Raw genomic sequence first — 18,076 nt, forward strand, 5'->3', positions numbered from 1 at the left:
ATGGGGCGCTGCGCCCATCCGGGCGCAGGCGCCTCGCCGCGGAATCCGGTATCAGAGGTCCAGCAGGCGCGCCGGGCTGTCCTGGGTGATCTTGGCGCGGCGGCGGTAGGATTGGGTGGTCGCGAAATCCGATTGCCGGGCGTGGTGCATCACCTGCTCGTCCCGCGCCCCGTTCAGATAGGCCTCGGTGATGAAGCCGGCACGCAGCCCGTGCGGCGAGAGGCGCTCCCGCTCGTCCACCGTCAGCCCGGCCCGCTCGGCGCGGCGGCGCAGGATGCGCCACACCCCCTGCGGGCTGAGCCGGTCCTCCATGGTGCCGGCGGCGGTGACGCGGCGGAACACCGCGCCGTACTCGATCCGGCTGCGGCCCAGCCACTGCTCCATGGCGCGCACCGGGCAGGAGAGCGGGTTCAGGCCGCGCGGGATGCCGAGATCCGCCCCCTCCCCTTCCTGGTCGCGCTTGGAACGGGGGATGCGCAGCGTCATGCCATCGGTGGTGAAGCGCAGATGCTCGCGGTCGATCGCCACCAGCTCGGAGCGGCGCAGGGCACCGGCGAAGCCGAGCAGGAAGATGGCGCGGTCCCGCAGCCCGGCGAGATCGGTGCCGCAGACGTTGAGAAGCTGCTTCACCTCCACCGAGGTCAGCGCCGCCGCCGGCCGCACAGGCTTGGAGTGGGTGGCGAAGATGCCGCGCAGCGTGGCGCGGATGGCTGGGTCCCCCGGTTGCCAGGGATGGCCGGACTGCCGGTGCATGTGGGCGATGGCGGCGAGGCGGCGCTTGAGGCTGTTGCGGCCCAGCGTCTGCGCGACGCTGGCCAGGTGCCCGGCGATGACCACCGGCGCCGCCGGCAGGGCGGAGACGCCGCCCGCCCGGCACCAGGTGGAGAAGGCCTTCCAGTCGGAGGCGTAGGCGCGGCGGGTGTTGTCGGACAAGGCGCGGCCGGCGTAGTTGGCGGCCTTGGCCACCGCCTGCCCCACCGGCCCGGACAGCAGCGCCAGCGCCTCGGGCGAGAGGGTGCCGGCGGCGAGCTGCAGCACCTCCTGCGGCACGGCCGGCGGGGACGCGGAACTGTCCTGGTCGGCCATGCCTCTGTCCTCCTTTTGAGCAGCCCCGGCGAACGGGAACATGTGTTCCCATTCTGCCGGGGCGGGGCCGCTTCGGCAAGAGCCTAGGCGCTTGTTAAATCTCAGGAACAGAGCCGCCCTGCGGAGAGTGCCGCGCCGCGGGCGGGGGCCGGTCAGGCCGGCTGCGGGGCGGCGCCGCGGGCGCGCCGGTCCAGCGCACCGCTCCACAGGGTGAGGCCGAGGGCAGCGGCCACCAGCAGCGCGCCCACCCAGGGTGTGGCGCCGAGGCCGAGCGGCGATTCCACCACCACGCCCCCCACCCAGGCGCCGGCGGCGATGCCGAGATTGAAGGCGGCGATGTTCAGCGCGGAGGCGACATCCACCGCCTCCGGCCGGTGCAGCCGGGCGAGCTGCACCACATAGAGCTGCAGCCCCGGCACGTTGGCGAAGGAGAGGAAGCCGAGCGCCGCCAGCGTCGGCAGGGCCAGCCAGGGCAGCGGCGCGGTCAGGCTGAACAGCGCCAGCACCAGCGCCTGGAGCGCGAAGAGCACGGTCAGCGCCCGCACCGGGTCGCGGTCCGCGACGCGGCCGCCCACCAGGTTGCCGGCGGCGATGGCCAGCCCGTAGAGCACCAGGATCAGGCTGACGCTGCCCTCCGAGAAGCCGCCCACCTGCTGCAGCACCGGCGCGAGATAGGTGAAGGTGACGAAGGTGCCGCCATAGCCCAGCGCCGTCATGGCGAAGACCAGCAGCAGGCGGCCGCTGCCCAGCACGCGGGCCTGCTCCAGCAGGCGCGTCGGCGGCGCCTTGGGCAGGCCGGCGGGCAGCAGCGCGGCGATGGCGATGAAGGCCACCACGCCGAGCCCGGCCACGGCCAGGAAGGTGGCCCGCCAGCCGAAGCCCTGGCCGATCCAGGTGCCGAGCGGCACGCCGGTGACGATGGCGACGGTGAGGCCCATGAACATCATGGCGATGGCCGAGGCGCGCCGGTCCGGCGCCACCAGCCCGGCGGCGATGGTGGCGCCCACCGAGAAGAACACGCCATGCGCGAAGGCCGAGAGCACGCGCGCCGCCAGCAGCGTGCCGTAGCCCGGCGCCAGCGCCGCGGCCAGGTTGCCGGCGACGAACAGCGCCATCAGCCCGAGCAGCAGCGCCTTGCGCCCGGCCCGGCCGGTCAGCGCCGTCAGCACCGGCGCGCCGAAGGTGACGCCCAGCGCATAGACGCTGACGATCAGCCCGGCCAGGGGCAGGGAGATGCCGAGATCCTGCGCCACGGTGGGCAGCAGGCCGACGATGACGAATTCCGTGGTGCCGATCGCGTAGGCCGCGATGGTCAGGGCGAAGAGGGCAAGAGGCATGGAAAGGCTCCTCGCCCGCCGCAGCGGCCGGGCGAATGGGGGAAGGATCGGGTTGCGCCCCAGATGCGCCCTGGCGAGCCTTCTGATAATCGAGGCATTTGGCACGACACCTGTGAAATAGATTCACGAATAGGAGCCAGCATGAACAACCGGGCCGGCGAGATGGAGGCCTTCGCCCTGGCCGCGGAGCTGGGCAGCTTCTCCGCCGCCGGGCGGCGGCTGGGGCTCTCGCCCTCCGCCGTCAGCAAGCTGGTGGCGCGGGTGGAGGACCGGCTGGGCGCCCGCCTGCTGCTGCGCTCCACCCGGGCGCTGCGGCTGACACCGGAAGGCGAGGCCTATCTGGCGCGGGCGCAGCACATCCTGGCCGAGATCGACACGGCGGAGCGCGCGGTGGCCAGCGGCGCCGGGGCGGTGCCGCGCGGCAAGCTGCGGGTCAGCGCCTCGGTCGGGTTCGGCGTGAGCTGCGTGGTGCCGCTGGTGCCGGCCTTCCTGGCGCTGCACCCCGCCGTGCAGCTCGACCTCTCGCTGAGCGACGGGCTGGTGGACCTGGTGGAGGACCGCACCGACATCGCCATCCGCTCCGGCCCGCTGCGGGATTCGGCGCTGAAGGCGCGGCTGCTGATGCGCAGCCGGCGGGTGATCGTGGCCGCGCCCGCCTATCTGGCGCGGCACGGCGTGCCGGAGCGGCCGCAGGACCTGATGCGGCACAACTGCCTCGGCTTCAACTTCCGCCGCAGCCTGGAGGGCTGGCCCTTCCGCGACCCCGGCGGCACGGAAGCCTACACCCTGGCCGTGCCCGGCAATGTGCAGGCGAACAACGGCGCCACCCATCTGCAACTCTGCCGGGCGGGGCTCGGGCTGGCGCGGCTCGGTGCCTTCCATGTGGCGAAGGACATCGCGCAGGGGCGGCTGGTGCCGGTGCTGGAAGCCTTCAATGCCGGGGAGACGGAGGAGATCAACGCCCTCCATCTCGGCCACGCCCATCTGGCGGCGCGCATCCGTGCCTTCATCGACTTCCTGGCCCGGCACCTTTCCGCCCGGCACCTCCCCGGCTGAAGCGGCCCATCCACCGGATCGGGAGCGCTGCCCCGTTCAGGCGGCGGCGCCCAGCCGGATCACGTGCCCAGCCGGAGCACGCGGCCGGCCGCCTTCTCCGCCAGCGCCGTCTCATGCGTGACGAGGAGCAGCGCCGTGCCGCGCTCCTCCACGCATTCCCGCAGCAGGGCCATGACCTCCTGCTGGGTCAGCGGGTCGAGGCGGGAGGTCGCCTCGTCCGCGAACAGCAGGGCCGGGTCCAGCAGCAGCGCCCGGAGCAGGCCGAAGCGTTGCAGCTCGCCGCCCGAGACCTCCGACGGCCTGCGGCCGAGCAGCGCCGGCTGCAACCGCAGGCGCGGCAGCAGCCCGGCGGCGCGGTCCTCCGCCAGCCCGTGCCGGCGCCGCAGCTCGGCGATGCCCTGGCCGAGCGTCTGGTGCGGCGTGAAGGCCGCGACCGGGTCCTGGTAGAGCTTCTGCAAACCGAGCGGCGCCACCCAGGCGCCGCGCCGCACCTGACCGCTGTCAGGCCGGGCGAGGCCGAGCAGCAGGTTGCCCAGCGTGGTCTTGCCGCAGCCGCTGGGCCCGGCGACGGCCACCACCTCCCCCTCGCCGATACCCATGTCGAGGCCGCCGAACAATTCGCGCCCGCCCAGCCGCTTGTGCAGGCCGTTCCCTTCCACGATCGCGCGGCCGGGGGGCCGGCGCGGCCAGTCCTGCCAGCGGGAGGGCTCGGCGCCGACCAGCCGGCGCGTGTAGTCGTGTTGGGGCGCCTCCAGCAGCCCCGGCAGGGCGCCGGCCTCGACCACGGCGCCCGACAGCATCACCATGGCCTGGCCGCCCAGCAGGCGCGCCAGGGCCACGTCGTGGGTGATGACCAGCAGCATGCGCCCCGCCTCCGCCTCGGCGCGCAGCAGCGCGCCGGCGGTGTCGCGCAGTGCCGCGTCCAGCCCCTTGGTCGGCTCGTCGGCGATCAGCAGCGCGGCGCCCGCGGCCTCGGCGGCCGCGAGGGCCACGCGCTGGTTCATGCCGCCGGAGAGCTGGAAGGGATAGCGCCGCCCGGCGCCCTGCAGGCCGAGATGCGCCAGCCGCGCCGCCGCGCGCCGGCGCGCCTCGGCCGCGCCATGGCGGTGCACCAGCCGGTCCACCTCCGCCACCTGCGCCTCGGCGCGCATGGTCGGGTCCAGCGCCGCCCAGGGTTCCTGCGGCAGCATGGCGATGCGCCTTCCCCACAGGGCGCGGCGCTCGCGCGGCGGCAGCGGCAGCAGGTCCCGGCCATCCAGCAGGATGCGGCCTTCCGCGCGCAGGCCCGGCGGCAGGGTGCCCATCACCGCCTGCGCCAGCAGCGACTTGCCGGAGCCGGTCTCGCCCAGCAGCACCAGCGGCTCGCCCGGGGCCAGGGCGAAGCTGGCGCCCTGCACCAGCACGCCCTCCGGCCCGAGGATACGGAGCTTCTCGACGATGAGGCTCATGCGCGCTCCCGCCCCGCCAGCAGGTGCAGGCCGAGCACGGTGAGGAAGATCAGCAGGGCCGGCAGCAGCAGGGCCAGCGGCGCCTCGGCGTGGTAGGGCAGCAGCTCGGTCATCATGCTGCCCCATTCGGGCACCGGCGGGCGGGCGCCCACGCCCACGAAGGCCAGCGCCGCCACGGTGGTGACGGCCGTGCCGGCGGCGAAGGCGAACAGCGTGGCGATCAGCGGCGCCACCTCGGGCCAGAGATGGCGGCGCAGGATATGGCCGGCGCCGAGGCCGAGCAGCCGCGCCGCCTCCACCTGCGGCCGCGCCAGCACGCCCGCGGCGGTGTTGCGGCTGATGCGGAAGAACTCCACCCAAAGCGCCAGGGCGACGCCGATGTAGAGCGGCAGGAACTCGCCCGGCGCGAAGGCGGTGACCAGCACGACGAGCAGCAGCGCCGGCAGCGCCTGCACCGCATCGGCCAGGCCGAGCAGCAGGCGCTCCGGCCAGCCGCCGCGCAGCGCCGCCAGCAGGCCGAGCAGCGTGCCCGGCACGGCGGCGGCCAGCGCCGCCAGCAGCGCGTAGCCGAAGGACAGCCGCGCCCCGGCGGCCAGCCGCGCCAGCATGTCGCGCCCCAGATGGTCGGTGCCGAGCGGATGGCCAGCGCCCGGGGGGAGCAGCGTGGCGGAGAGGTTCTGGCGCAGCGGGTCGGCCCCGTGCAGCGGCCCGAGCAGGGCGAAGCCGGCCACGGCCGCCAGCATGGCGCCGCCCAGCAGGCGCCTGGAGGAGAGGGTCATGCGGCGCGGCGCCTCGGATCCAGAAGCCAGCAGGCGAGGTCGGTCAGGGCGTTGAGGGCGACGAAGAGCAGCCCCATCAACAGCGCCGTGCCCTGCACCATCGGGATGTCGCGGCCCAGCACGGCGTGCACCAGCGCATGCCCGATGCCCGGCCAGGCGAAGAGGGATTCCACCACCACCACGCCCTCGATCAGGATGACGAGCTGCAGGCCGAGATAGGCGACCACCGGGATGGCGGCGTTGCGCACCCCGTGGCGCCGGAAGGCCGTGGCATCGTCCAGCCCCTTCATCCGCGCGAAGCCGAAGAAGGGGGCGGCGACCACCCCGGCCACCGCGTCCCGCGCCACGCGGGAGGAGGCGGCGGCGAGGCCCAGCGCCAGCGTCAGCGCCGGCAGGATCACCTCCCGCCAGCCGCCGACGCCGGCGACGGGCAGCCATTCCCACTCCACCGCCAGCCACAGCATCAGGCCGATGCCCACCAGGAAGGCCGGCAGGGCGCGCAGCGCGGCGGAGAGCACCAGCAGCGCGCCATCCCACCAGCCGCCGCTGCGCAGCCCGGCCAGCGCGCCGAGCGGCGGCCCGATGAGCAGGGAGAACAGCAGCGCCGTGGCCGAGAGCAGCAGCGTGTGGCCGAGCTGGATGCCGAGCGCCTCCGCCACCTCCTCGCCCGAGGCGAGGGAGACGCCGAGATCGAGCCGCAGCAGGCCGCCGAACCAGGCGCCGAGCTGCACGGGCCAGGGCCGGTCCAGGCCCAGCTCCTGCCGCACGGCCTCGGCGGCGGCGCCGTCCACCAGGTCGTAGCCGTAGCGGCTGGCGGCGATGCGGTAGGCCATGTCGCCGGGCAGCAGACGCACCATCAGGAAGCAGGCGGTGCCGACCAGGAGCGCCACCAGCACCGCCTGGACGGCGCGGCCGCCCAGCACCCGGATCAGCCCGCCCATCGGGCACCCGCGATGCGGAAGGAGAGTTCCAGCGGGTCCACCGCGAGGCCGGCGACGCGGCGCGACACCGCCGTGGCCAGGTCGAACCAGCTGACGGGAATGACCGGCAGCTCCTCGTGCAGGATGGCCGAGGCGCGCCCGCGCAGCGCCGCGCGCTCCGCCGGGTCGGCCACCGCGCCGAGCCGCTCCAGCACGCCGTTCAGGGCGGGGCTGGACCAGCCCATGGCGCCCCAGTCGCCACCCTCCGGCCCGTAATCCTGCAGCATGGTGCCCAGCGGGTCCGGCACCAGGGAGAAGTTGCGCGCCATCAGCGCGGCTTCCAGCGTGCCGTCGCGGTGCCCGGCCGGGATCTCGCCGCTGTTGACGACGGCCACCGCCATGTCGATGCCCACCTCGCGCAGCTGCGCCTGCATGGCGGTGGCCAGGCCGGGCAGTTCCGGCCGGTCGGAGAAGGTGCGCAGGGTGAAGGCGAAGGGCCGGCCCTCCCGGTGCAGGATGCCCTCCGGCCCCGGCTGCCAGCCCAGTTCGGCCAGCAGGCGCCGGGCCTCCGGCAGGTCCCGCCGCAGCGGCGGCAGCGCCGGCACGTGCCATTCCGCCATGGCGGGCGGGAAGAGCTGCGTGGCCGTCGAGGCGGGCGAGCGCAGCAGCGCCGCCGCCATGCCCTGCCGGTCCAGCGCCAGGCTGAGCGCGTGGCGCGCCCGCACGTCGCGGAACAGCGGCGAGGCGCAGTTCAGCTTGATCAGCCGCGTGCGCGGGATGGCCCGCACATCGACCGCCACGCGCGGGTTGCGGCGCAGCCGCTCCACCGTCTCGGGCGCCAGCTGCGCGACCAGCTCGGCCTGCCCGCCCTCGGCCATGGCGGCGCGGGTCTCGCCACGCCCGGCGGCCAGGTAGGAGACGCGGCCGATGGCGGGGGCCGGCCCGTCCCACCGCTCCCACCGCGCCGCCTCCAGGCGCTGCGGCGGCAGCAGGCGGCTGACCTTGTAGGGGCCGCTGCCGATCATCTCCCGCACCGCCTGGCCCTCGAAGGCCGCGGGCGCCAGGATGCCGGCGCTGTAATGCGCCAGGAAGGCCAGCAGCGGCGCGAAGGGGCGGCTGGTGCGGACCAGCACCACGCCGTCATCGGCCGCGATGCGCTCGACCGGCAGGGTGCCGAGCAGCCCGGACTGGCCGCGCGCGCGCTCCAGGGCGGCGGCCACGGCCACGGCCATGACCGGCGTGCCGTCGTGGAAGCGGGCGCCCTCGCGCAGCGCGAAGCGCCAGGTCAGGCGGTCCTCCGACAGCGTCCAGGCGCGGGCGAGCTGCGGCACCGGCAGGCCACCATCGTCGGCGCCCACCAGCGTCTCCAGCACCTGCATGCGGGTGAACACATAGCCGGAGCGGGCGGGGTCGAGCCCGTTGATCTCCTGCGAGGTGACGACGCGGAACAGGTCCGCGGCGGGCTGCGCGGCGGCGGGCCGCGGCAGGAAGGGCAGGCCGGCGGCGGCCAGGAGAAGCGGCCGGCGGGAGAGCGGTGCGGATGGCATGCCAGCCTGATGCAATGAAATAACATAACATGGCAAGCCCCAAAAGTCGGTCGCCGCGACGTGCATTTCCAGAATGCAGGAAGTTTTTCCGGAATTTCCCGCCTTATGGAATTGTTGCTCTCGCGGGACGCTGTCTATGCTGCCGCCATGGCGCCTTCCCCGCCCGACGCACCCGTGCCCGACCCTCTGGACGGGACTTCCGGCATCCAGGTCCTCGACCGAATGGTGAGCCTGCTCGGGCTGCTCGGCGAGGCGGGTGCGGGTGGCCAGCAGCTCTCCCGCCTGGCCGCCGCGCTGGGCCTCAGCGTCTCCACCGCGCACCGCCTGCTGGCGGCGCTGGAGCACCATGGCTGGGTGGAGCGGGTGGAGGGCGGCAGGCGTCACCGGCTGGGCGCCGCGCTGGTGGCGCTGGCCGGGCAGGCGGCCGACGGCACCGGGCTGCGCCGCCTCTGCCGCCCCGCCCTGGCGCGGCTTTCCGGCGAGAGCGGCGAGACCACCTTCCTGATCGTCCGCAGCGGGCTGAACGCCGTGGTCACCGACCGGCAGGACGGCGCCTATGTCATCGAGAGCCTGACGCAGGGCGTGGGCGGGCTGATGCCCCTCGGCATCGGCGCCGGCAGCGCCACCATCCTCGCCAGCCAGACGCCGGCGGAGATCGAGGCCGTGCTGGCCGCGAACGCGGCGCGCTACCGGCAGTTCGGCAGCAGCGCGGAACAGGTGCGCCGCCGCGTGGAGCAGGTGCGCTCCGAGGGATACCTGATGAGCGATGATTCGCTGATCGCCGGGCTGGCGGTGATCGGCCTCGCCATCCGTCCGCCCGGCCGTGCCGTCACCGCCGCCATCGCCACCAACTTCATCGCCAGCCGGCTGGATGCCGCGGCGCGCCGGCAGTTCCTGGCGCGCATGCGGCAGGAGGCCGCCATGGTGGAAGCCAGCCTGGCGGTGCCTGCCGCCATCCTGCGAAACCCTCGCCCCGGAGAATCCTGAATGGCCCGCGACCATCTGCTTCCCCGCCGCCGGCTGCTCGCCGCCATGCCGGTTCTGCTGGCGACGCCCGCCCTGGCGCCTGCCGCGCTGGCGCAGGCCCCGGCCTGGCCGGACCGGCCCGTGCGCATGGTGGTGCCCTTCGCCGCCGGCGGGGCCACCGATGTCAGCGCCCGGCTGGTGACGCAGAAGCTCTCCGAGGTGCTGGGGCAGCCGGTGGTGATCGAGAACCGGCCCGGCGCCGGCGGCACCACCGGCACCGACTACGTCGCCAAGTCGGCGCCCGACGGCTACACCTTCATCATGGCCTCGCTCTCAACCGTGGGGCTGGCGCTGGGCCTCTACGGCAAGCTGCCCTACGACCCGGTGAAGGATTTGGCGCCGGTCGCGCCCTCCGTGCTGGCGCCCATCGGCATCTGCGTGCGCCGGGAGCTGGGCGTCTCGACGCTGCAGGAATTCATCGCGCTGCTGAAGGCCAACCCGGGCAAGTACAGCTACGGCAGCGCGGGCAACGGCGCCTCGGGCCACATCTCGGTGGTCGCCTTCCTGCAGAAGACCGGCACCCAGGCGGTGCACGTGCCCTATCGCGGCAGCGGCCCGGTGTTCAACGACCTGCTGGCCGGGGTGGTGGACTTCACCGCCGACGTACCCGGGCTGATGAAGCCGCATGTGGAGTCCGGCGCGCTGAAGGCGCTGGTGATGGCCACCGACCAGCGCTCCTCCGTGCTGCCGCAGGTGCCGACCAGCGCCGAGGCGGGGCTGCCCGGCTACAGGGCCTATTCCTGGTTCGGCGTCTTCGCCCCCGCCGGCACGCCGAAGCCCATCATTGGCCGCATGGCCGCCGGCATGGAGACAGCCCTCGCCGACCCCGCCGTGGCGCGGCGGCTGGACCAGGAGATGGGGCTGCCGCCGATGCGCGGCTACACGCCGGAAAAGTTCGGCGCCTTCCTGAAGGAGGAGATCGACTACTGGGTGCCGCTGGTGAAGGCGAGCGGTGCGCGCGCCGACTGAAGGGCGGGCGCCGCGCACAGCTCGGCCAGGATGTCCCGCAGCCGGTCCAGCAGGGCGGAGCTGCCCAGCGCCGGGCTGCGTGCCATCACCACCCCGCGCCGCACCTCGGGGCGGAAGGGCCGCGAGACGAGGCCCGGCGGCAGGCTGCGGCAGGCGAAGCCATCAACGATGGCGTAGCCCATCCCTTCCCGCACCAGCGCCACGGCGCTGACGGTGGTGCCGACCTCGACCGCGAGGCGGCGCTCCACCCCCTCCTGCCGGAAGGCGAGATCCAGGCTCTGGCCGAAATCCTGCCAGCCGGCGAAGCCCACCTCCGGCGCGCCGGCCAGCAGCGAGGGGCGCAGCACCGGCTCGGCGGCCAGCGGGTGCGCCGCCGGCAGCACCACCACGCAGGGCACGCTGCCCAGCGTCTCGCTCTCCAGCCCCGGCAGCGCCATGGGCGTGAGCGCCAGCCCGACATCGAGGCGGCGGGCCAGCAGCGCCTCGGCCAGCTCGCGCACCGGCAGCAGGTTCAGGGTCAGCCGCGCCGCCTCGCGCTCCCGCCGTAGCGCCGCCATCGCCGCCGGCACCAGCGACACGGCCAGCGATGAGCTGGCGCCCAGCCGCAGCAGGCCGCCCCGGTGGCTGCCGAGATCACGCGCGAAGCCCTTGAAGCCCTGCAGCTCCTGGTACAGCCGCTCGGCCTCCGGCAGCATGGCGTGCGCCTCGGCGGTGGGCACCAGCCGGCCGGCGGTGCGTTGGAACAGGCGGAAGCCCAGCCGGTCCTCGCAATGCCGCAGCGCCTTGGAGAGGGCGGGCTGCGAGACATGCAGCATCTCCGCCGCCGCGCGCAGCGTGCGGCCCTGCATGACGGCGCGGAAGATCTCGATGTCGCGGGCGTTCATGGCGGCGAGCATAGCGCCCGCCGCCGGCTTCTCCCATCGGCGGCGCTGTCAGCTCCCGGCCGCCGCCCGCCGGAAGGCGCGGTCCTCGCGCAGCACCGCCGCGATGACGGCGCGCGGCGCCTGCTCCGGCGCGGCGCCCACCGCGGCGAAGAGGCGCCGCTTGAGGCGGCCGCGCCAGCTGGCCGGCACCCGCGCCATCGCCTCGCCCAGCGCGGCATAGGCATCGGCGTCCCAGCGCGCCTCGTGCGCGGCCCGCTCGGCGCCGCCATCGAAGCCCGCGCGCGGCGGCAGCCTGGCACGCCGCGCCGCCGTCGCCGTCATGTCCACCGCCCCGTCGCGGATGAGGACGCCGTAGTCCCGCTCCGCGGCGGCCGGGGTCAGGCGGCCGGCGCGCAGGTCGCGCAGCAGGGCCAGCGGATCGCGCCGCGCCGGGTCGCCCCGCCCGCCGCCGCCGGGCGAGACGATGCGCACCACATCGCCTGGCGAAAGGTGCAGCAGGTCGGTGTTGCCCAGGTCCTGCTCCTCCGGCCGGCCCGGGTTCAGGGTGAAGGTGCTGGCCGCGCCCGGCCGGCCGCCCAGGATGCCCCAGGGGCGGAAGATCGAGCGGTCGCGGTTGCGGGCGGTGACGGTGGCATCCGGCGCGTCGGTGGTGAATTCCAGCACCGTGGCGAGGCCGCCGCGATGCGCGCCGGCGCCGCCCGTGTCCGGCATCAGCCCGTAGCGCAGGATGCGCACCGGCGCCTCGGATTCCGTGATCTCCACGGGGCTGTTCTTGAGGTAGGCGGCATCGGCGCCGGAGCCGTCCGTGCCGTCGCGGTGCGGCATGCCGCCGCCGCCGCCGACGATGGGGGCGACGGCGGCGATGACGCGCCGCCCCGTGCGCGGATGCTCGGCGGCGAGGTTGATGATGGAGGAGGAGCCGGCCGGCGCCGCCGGCAGCCGCTCCGGCGCGGCTTGCGCGAAGGCGCCGAACACCAGGCTGCGCAGCCGCGCGCAGGTGAGGCTGCGCATGCCGACCGCCGCCGGGTGCGCCGGGTTCACCACGCTGCCCTCGGGCAGGATGCAGGTGAAGGGCCGCGTGGCGCCGAAGTTTAGCAGAATCTTCGGGCTGAGCGCCGAGAGCACGTAGTAGACGCCGACCAGGATCAGCGAATGGCGCGGGTGGCCGCCCGTCGGCACGTTCATCGAGGAGAGGGTCTGCGGGTCGGTGCCGGTGAAGTCCAGCTCGGCGCTGTCGCCCTGGATGCGCAGCGCCAGCTTCAGCCGCAGCGGGTCGCCGCCGACGCCATCCTCGTCGCAATAGTCGGCGAAGTGGTAGGTGCCGTCGGGCAGGCCGGCGAGCACGGCGCGCGCCTGCGCCTCGCCATAGTCCAGCAGGTCGGCCAGCCCGTCCCGCAGCCGCGCCACGCCGAAGCGGCGGGCGAGGTCGAGGATGCGCCGCTCGCCGGTGTTCACCGCCGCCACCAGCGCCTTCAGGTCGCCCCAGTTCTGCTCGGGCACCCGCACATTGGCCAGCATGGTGCGCAGCAGCGTCTCGTCCAGCACGCCCTGCCGGTAGAGCTTGCTGGGCGGCACGCGCAGCCCCTCCTGGTGCACCTCCGTCAGCGTGCGGGAGAGGCTGGCCGGCACCGCGCCGCCGACATCGACATTGTGGATGTGCCCGCCGGCGAAGGCGATGATCTCGCCCTCGTGGAACACCGGCTTCCACATGTTGGTGTCCGGCGAATGGGTGGAGAGGAAGCCGGAATAGGGATCGCTGGTCATGGCGATGTCGCCGGGCTGGTAGCCGCCCGGCACGAGGCCGATCGCCGCCTCGTAGTCGACGCCGGGGTACCAGGTGGCGCCGAGGTCCAGCGGCACGGCGCAGGTCTTGCCCTGCGCGTCGAGCAGCTGGATGGTGAAGTCCTCCGTCTCCTTGACGAAGGTGGAATGGGCGGTGCGGTAGAGGGTGGTCGCCATGCTCTCGGCGGCGGCGCGGCAGTGGTTGCGCAGCACCTGCAGGGTCACGGGGTCGGTGCGCATCAGGGCTGCTCCATCACCAAATTGCCGAGCGCGTCGGTCGCGGCGTTCCAGCCGGCGGGCACCAGCACGGTGCAATCCGCCTGGGTGACGACGGCCGGCCCGGTGAAATGCGCCCCGGGCGAGAGCGCCTCGCGCCGGTACAGCCCGGCCTGCTGCCAGGACCCGCCGAGGCGCAGCGTGATCGGCGCCTCGGGCGCCGCCGCGCGGGGCCGGGCGGGGTGGCGCGGCATGGGCAGGGGCGGCGCGGCGGCACGGGCGGCGGCGCGCAGGCTGACCACCTCCACCGGCGCCGCCGCATCGGCATGGCCGAAGCTCTCGGCATGGGCGGCGTGGAACAGCGCCGCCATCTCGCCGGCCGAGCCGCCATCGCGGAAGCGCACGGGCACCGGCACGGTCAGCTCGTAGGACTGGCCGCGGTAGCGCAGGTCGGCCGCCAGCGTCACCTCCGCCTCCCCCGTGCCGCTCATCTCCGCCAGCGCCGTGCCGGCCTCGGCCGACAGGGCGGTGAACACGGCGCCGAGGCGCGGCCAGGTGGCGTCCTCCAGCGGCAGCAGCACGGTGCGCATGGTGTCCCGCCGCAGATCGGCGGCGAGCGCGCCGAGCGCGCAGAGCGTGCCCGGCGCCGGCGGCACCAGCACGCGGCGGATGCCCGCGGCCTCGGCCAGCAGCGCGCCCAGCATCGGGCCGGCGCCGCCGAAGGGCATCAGCGTCAGCTCGCTGGCATGCATGCCGGCGCGCGCCAGCAGCTTGTCGATCTCCACCAGCATGCCGCTGATGGCCACCTGCAGCACGCCCCCCGCCGCCGTCGCGGCATCGGTGCCGAGCCGGGCGGCGATGGGGGCGATGGCCACCTCCGCCAGCTCCGCCCGGGGCGCGATGGCGCCGAAGCCCAGCGCCCCCTGGCCGAGGATGCCGCAGAGCAGCGCCGCGTCGGTGACGGTGCAGCGCTCGCCGCCCCGGCCGAAGCAGGCCGGGCCGGGGGTGGAGCCGGCACTCTCGGGCCCCACCTGGAGCACGCCCTGCGCGTCCAGCCAGGCGATGGAGCCGCCGCCCTGGCCGCTCGAGACCACCGCCACGGTGGGGATGGCCAGCGGGAACTCGCCCACCGCGTGGCCGGTGCCGAAGGCCGGCGCGCCGTCGCTGAGCAGTGCGACATCGGCGCTGGTGCCGCCGACATCGAGGGTCAGCACCGCCGGCAGCCCCGCCGCCCGCGCCACGACCCCCGCGCCGACCACGCCGGACGCCGTGCCGGAGAGCAGCATGCCGACGCAGTCCCGCCGCCCGCGCCGGGCGGTCATGGTGCCGCCGGCGGAGGTGGTCAGCAGCAGCGGCGCCGCGATGCCGGCGGCGGCGAGCTGCGCCTCCACCCGCTCCAGATAGGCGTCGATGCGGGGGTGGACATAGGCGTTCAGCACCGTGGTCGTGGTGCGCTCGTATTCGCGGATCGCCGGCCACACCTCGCTGCCGCGGAAGACGAACAGCTCCGGCGCCAGCTCCGCCAGCATCGCGGCCACCGCCTCCTCATGCGCGGCGTTGCGCCAGGCGTGCAGCAGCGAGACGACGATGCCCTCGCAGCCCGCCGCCCGCGCGCCGGCCAGCGCCGCGGCCACCGAGGCCCGGTCCGGCGGCGTCACCGTGCGGCCCTCGGCATCCATCCGCTCGGCGATGGGGAAGACATGCTCGCGCGGCACCAGCGGCTCGGGCCGCTCGCAGAACAGGCTGTAGGTGTCCGGCATGCGCAGCCGCGCCAGCTCCAGCATGTCGGTGAAGCCGGCGGTGGTGAACAGCGCCAGCCGCGCGCCGCGCCGCTGGATGATGGTGTTCACCCCCACGGTGGTGCCATGCACGAAGCGCTCGACGCCCGCCGGCTCCAGCCCCTCCCCGGCCAGGCGGCGCAGCCCGGCGGCGACATCCTGCCCGGGCTGCTGCGGCGTGGTCAGCACCTTCAGGGTGGTGAGCCGGCCGCTGCCGGTGTCCAGGGCCACGAAGTCGGCGAAGGTGCCGCCGATATCAACGCCAACGCGCCACGCCAAATCCGCCTCCGTGCGTATCCCGGGCCGAGTCTGCGCCGGATCGGGCGGTGCGGCCATTTCCCATTCGGGTGCCGGCCATAGCCGCAGGTTATCGCGGGTGCCGCGCCGGCGCGCGTGTCCGGCCGGGCATATTGACAGGCTTTCCCGAAGCTCATCAGGATCGCCGGCAACGAGACCAAGCCCGCCGCGCCCCGGAGCGCCGGCGGCCTGCAAGGAACGTCCTGGCTTTGCGCATCCCCGCCCGCCGCCCCGGCCAGCCGCCGCGCTCCTTTCTGCCCGGGAAGGAGCCCGCGCTGTGAACGAGGGCGCCAACGGCCCGCCCACCGTCGCGGTGCCGCCGCCGCCCAAGGCGATGTACCGCGCCGTCGGCAGCACAACGCCGCGGCGGCTGCGGCCGATCCTGGCGCTGGACGATTTCGAGCCGGCGGCGCGCCGCAAGCTGCCGCGGCCGCTCTTCGGCTACATCGCCGGCGCGGCGGAGACCAACGCCGCCTACCGCGACAACCGCGACGCCTTCGCCGAATGGGCCTTCCGCCCGCGCTACCTGATCGACGTCTCGCGGCGCAGCATCGCCACCTCGCTCTTCGGCCAGGCATACAGCGCGCCCTTCGGCATCGCGCCGATGGGGATCAGCGCCATCATGGCCTATCGCGGCGACCTGGTGCTGGCGCGCGCGGCGGCCGCCGCCGGCATCCCGATGGTGATGAGCGGCTCCTCCCTCATCCCGATGGAGGAGGTGGCGCACGCGGCGCCGGGCAGCTGGTTCCAGGCCTACCTGCCGGGCGACGAGGCGCGCATCGCCCGGCTCGTCGCGCGCGTGGCGGCGGCCGGCTTCGGCACGCTGGTGCTGACGGTGGACACCACCACCATGGGCAACCGCGAGAACAACATCCGCACCGGCTTCTCCACCCCGCTGAAGCCCTCGCTGCGCCTGGCCTGGGACGGCGCCACCCGCCCGCTCTGGCTGTGGGACACGCTGTGGCGCACCCTGCACCGCCACGGCATGCCGCATTTCGAGAACAACTACGCCGAGCGCGGCGCCCCCATCATCGCGCGGCATGTGGAGCGGGATTTCGGCGCGCGCGACCACCTGAACTGGACCCATGTGGCCGGCATCCGGCGGCAGTGGAAGGGCCGGCTGGTGGTGAAGGGCATCCTGCGCGCCGAGGATGCGCGCCGCGCGGCGGAGGAGGGGATCGACGGCGTCATCGTCTCCAACCATGGCGGGCGGCAGCTCGACGGCGCCATCTCCGCCCTGCGCGCCCTGCCGGAGATCCGCGCCGCCGCGGGCGGCATGGCGGTGATGATGGATGGCGGCATCCGCCGTGGCTCGGACGTGCTGAAGGCGCTGGCGCTGGGGGCGGATTTCGTCTTCGTCGGCCGGCCCTTCCTCTACGCCGCCGCGGTGGGCGGCGAGGCGGGGGTGCGGCACGGCATCGACATCCTGGCGCAGGAGGTGGACCGCAACCTGGCGCTGCTGGGCTGCCTCTCGACCCGCGAGGTCGGGATGCCACACCTCCAGCGCATCGCCGGCGCCGGCTGAGCCGGGGCGCTGCGGCCGGCGGCTTCAGCCCGGCAGGGCCTGCACATGGAGCGCGCCCGCCGGCAAGGCGCGCCCGGCCAGCTCGACGAGATGCCGGTGGTGGGTCAGCAGGATCACCTGGGTGGTGCCGCTGAAGCGGCGCAGCGCGTGGAAGGCCGCGGCTGCGCGGCCATCGTCGAAGCTCTGCAGGATGTCGTCGCCGAGGAAGGGCAGCGGCGTGGCGGCCGCCACATGGTCCTCGATCGCCACCAGCCGCAGCGCCAGGAAGAGCTGGTCCCGCGTGCCCTCGGACAGCGCCTCCACCCCCGTCTCCTCGCCCTCCGGCGTGGCGCGGCGCACCAGCAGGTGGGCGATGCCCTTCTCGTCCTCCCGCGCGGCCAGGGCCGGATAGGCGCCTTCCGTCAGTTCGGCGAAGACATCGCCGATGCGGCGCAGCCGGGCATCGTCGCCCGCCTCCTGCACCCGCTCCATCGCCGCGCCGAGCAGGGAGCGGGCGGCCTGCAGCAGCACCGCCTCCTCCAGCACATGGCCGAGCCGGGCCAGCGCCGCCTGCTCGTCCGCCGCCGCCTCCCGCGCCGCGCCATCGGCGCCGAGCCGCTCGAGCTCCGCCCCGGCATGGGCGCGCGCCTCCGCGGCCTCCTCGGCGGCGCGGCCGGCGGCGGCGGCGGCCTCCTCGGCCGCCCGCAAGGCGGCCTCCAGCATCTCGGGCGGGTGGGCGGCCTGTTCCGCCTGCAGGGCCGCCAGGTCCAGCCCATCATGGCCGGCCATCGCCTCCACCCGCGCCGCCTCCCGCGCCGCCTGCTGGCGCGCCCGCTCGGCCGAGGCCTCCAGCCGCTGCAAGGCGGTCTCGAGATCCGTGGCACCGGCCTCGGCCAGGGCGGCGTGCAGCTCCTCCCGGCGCGCCGCCGCCTCCCGCGCCAGCGCGGCGGCGGCGCGGGCGGCCAGCTCCGCGTGCTGGCGCAGCGCCTCCTGGCGGGAGAGCCGGGCCTGCTCCTCCTCCAGCCGGGCGGCGAGGTGCCGGGCCGCCGCCACGGCATCGGCCGGCTCGGCCTCGCCCAGCTCCGCGCACAGGGCGCGGACATCGGCGGTGAAGGCCGCAAGCTCCGCCCGCAGCGCCTCCTGGCGCGCCGCCAGCGTCCCGGCCTGCCGCACCAGCGGCGCGAGCTGGCCCAGCAGATCCAGCGCGGCGGCGGTTTCCGGCGGCCCTTCCTCCTGCGGGCGGTGCAGCGCCGCCAGCACGGCGCGCCATTCCGACCGCCAGGCCTCCAGGCGGTGGCCACGGGCGGCCGCCTCCTGGCCGGCCTCGTCCAGCGCCGCGCCGATGTCCCGCACCGCCTGCAGGCGCAGGGCGCGGTCGGTCGCGGAGACCTGCGCCTCGCGCAGCACGGCCCCGGCGCGGTCGAGCAGCACGGGCAGCGGCGAGGCC

General features: G+C 75.1%; 14 protein-coding genes. 4 read left to right on the plus strand and 10 right to left on the minus strand.

The features are described from left to right. Positions 1–51 precede the first annotated feature (51 nt). On the minus strand, positions 52–1,086 hold the full coding sequence (locus ACFOY6_RS15800) for a site-specific integrase (RefSeq protein ID WP_181378104.1): 1,035 nt from the start codon (positions 1,084–1,086) through the stop codon (positions 52–54). 152 nt (positions 1,087–1,238) lie between these two features. Beyond that, positions 1,239–2,423, minus strand: a complete 1,185-nt coding sequence (locus ACFOY6_RS15805) for an MFS transporter (protein ID WP_379651635.1) — start codon at positions 2,421–2,423, stop codon at positions 1,239–1,241. Positions 2,424–2,564: 141 nt separating this feature from the next. Here ACFOY6_RS15805 and ACFOY6_RS15810 point away from each other — a divergent pair, with 141 nt between their 5' ends. Continuing rightward, a complete protein-coding gene (locus ACFOY6_RS15810; RefSeq protein WP_379637241.1) occupies positions 2,565–3,479 on the plus strand; it encodes a LysR family transcriptional regulator in 915 nt (304 codons plus the stop codon). Positions 3,480–3,538: 59 nt separating this feature from the next. On the opposite strand, the gene ACFOY6_RS15815 is transcribed toward ACFOY6_RS15810, so the two are convergent. From ACFOY6_RS15815 to ACFOY6_RS15830, 4 genes are read right to left on the minus strand one after another with little or no spacing between them, the layout of a single operon-like run. Beyond that, positions 3,539–4,927: an ABC transporter ATP-binding protein gene (locus ACFOY6_RS15815; protein WP_379651636.1), complete on the minus strand. Its 1,389-nt coding sequence runs from the start codon at positions 4,925–4,927 to the stop codon at positions 3,539–3,541. Further along, complete coding sequence (locus ACFOY6_RS15820; protein ID WP_379651637.1) at positions 4,924–5,706, minus strand: ABC transporter permease; 783 nt, start codon at positions 5,704–5,706, stop codon at positions 4,924–4,926. Before ACFOY6_RS15820 ends, ACFOY6_RS15815 begins: the two co-directional genes overlap by 4 nt. Continuing rightward, on the minus strand, positions 5,703–6,647 hold the full coding sequence (locus tag ACFOY6_RS15825; RefSeq protein ID WP_379637245.1) for an ABC transporter permease: 945 nt from the start codon (positions 6,645–6,647) through the stop codon (positions 5,703–5,705). The genes ACFOY6_RS15820 and ACFOY6_RS15825 overlap by 4 nt, the downstream gene beginning before the upstream one ends. Continuing rightward, positions 6,635–8,173 (minus strand): ABC transporter substrate-binding protein, encoded by a 1,539-nt coding sequence (locus tag ACFOY6_RS15830; RefSeq protein ID WP_379651638.1) that lies wholly within the window; start codon positions 8,171–8,173, stop codon positions 6,635–6,637. The genes ACFOY6_RS15825 and ACFOY6_RS15830 overlap by 13 nt, the downstream gene beginning before the upstream one ends. A 147-nt stretch (positions 8,174–8,320) precedes the next feature. Between ACFOY6_RS15830 and ACFOY6_RS15835 the strand changes: the two genes are divergently transcribed. Beyond that, complete coding sequence (locus ACFOY6_RS15835) at positions 8,321–9,160, plus strand: IclR family transcriptional regulator (protein ID WP_379651639.1); 840 nt, start codon at positions 8,321–8,323, stop codon at positions 9,158–9,160. Next, positions 9,161–10,168: a Bug family tripartite tricarboxylate transporter substrate binding protein gene (locus ACFOY6_RS15840; RefSeq protein ID WP_109517029.1), complete on the plus strand. Its 1,008-nt coding sequence runs from the start codon at positions 9,161–9,163 to the stop codon at positions 10,166–10,168. It begins immediately after the preceding gene. Here ACFOY6_RS15840 and ACFOY6_RS15845 read toward each other — a convergent pair. Genes ACFOY6_RS15845 through ACFOY6_RS15855 form a run of 3 tightly spaced genes read right to left on the minus strand, consistent with a single transcriptional unit; the run spans position 10,123 to position 15,107 of the window. Beyond that, entirely contained in the window at positions 10,123–11,052 is a 930-nt protein-coding gene (locus tag ACFOY6_RS15845; protein WP_379651640.1) for a LysR family transcriptional regulator, read from the minus strand. The two genes, ACFOY6_RS15840 and ACFOY6_RS15845, sit on opposite strands and share 46 nt — an antisense overlap. Positions 11,053–11,100: 48 nt before the next feature. Next, positions 11,101–13,074 carry a hydantoinase B/oxoprolinase family protein gene (locus ACFOY6_RS15850; protein WP_379651641.1) on the minus strand — a complete coding sequence of 658 codons (1,974 nt, stop codon included), beginning with the start codon at positions 13,072–13,074 and terminating at the stop codon, positions 11,101–11,103. Next, the gene (locus tag ACFOY6_RS15855; RefSeq protein WP_379651642.1) at positions 13,074–15,107 is read right to left on the minus strand and encodes a hydantoinase/oxoprolinase family protein; all 2,034 of its coding nucleotides are present in this window, start codon (positions 15,105–15,107) and stop codon (positions 13,074–13,076) included. Before ACFOY6_RS15855 ends, ACFOY6_RS15850 begins: the two co-directional genes overlap by 1 nt. A 295-nt stretch (positions 15,108–15,402) precedes the next feature. Between ACFOY6_RS15855 and ACFOY6_RS15860 the strand changes: the two genes are divergently transcribed. Further along, a complete protein-coding gene (locus ACFOY6_RS15860; protein ID WP_379651643.1) occupies positions 15,403–16,650 on the plus strand; it encodes an alpha-hydroxy acid oxidase in 1,248 nt (415 codons plus the stop codon). A 24-nt stretch (positions 16,651–16,674) separates the two neighbouring features. On the opposite strand, the gene ACFOY6_RS15865 is transcribed toward ACFOY6_RS15860, so the two are convergent. Beyond that, positions 16,675–18,076 (minus strand): ATP-binding protein (locus ACFOY6_RS15865; protein WP_379651644.1); only part of this gene is annotated, 1,402 nt, incomplete at its 5' end.

It is taken from the genome of Teichococcus aestuarii, from assembly GCF_042651065.1.
GTDB classification, from domain to species: domain Bacteria; phylum Pseudomonadota; class Alphaproteobacteria; order Acetobacterales; family Acetobacteraceae; genus Pseudoroseomonas; species Pseudoroseomonas aestuarii.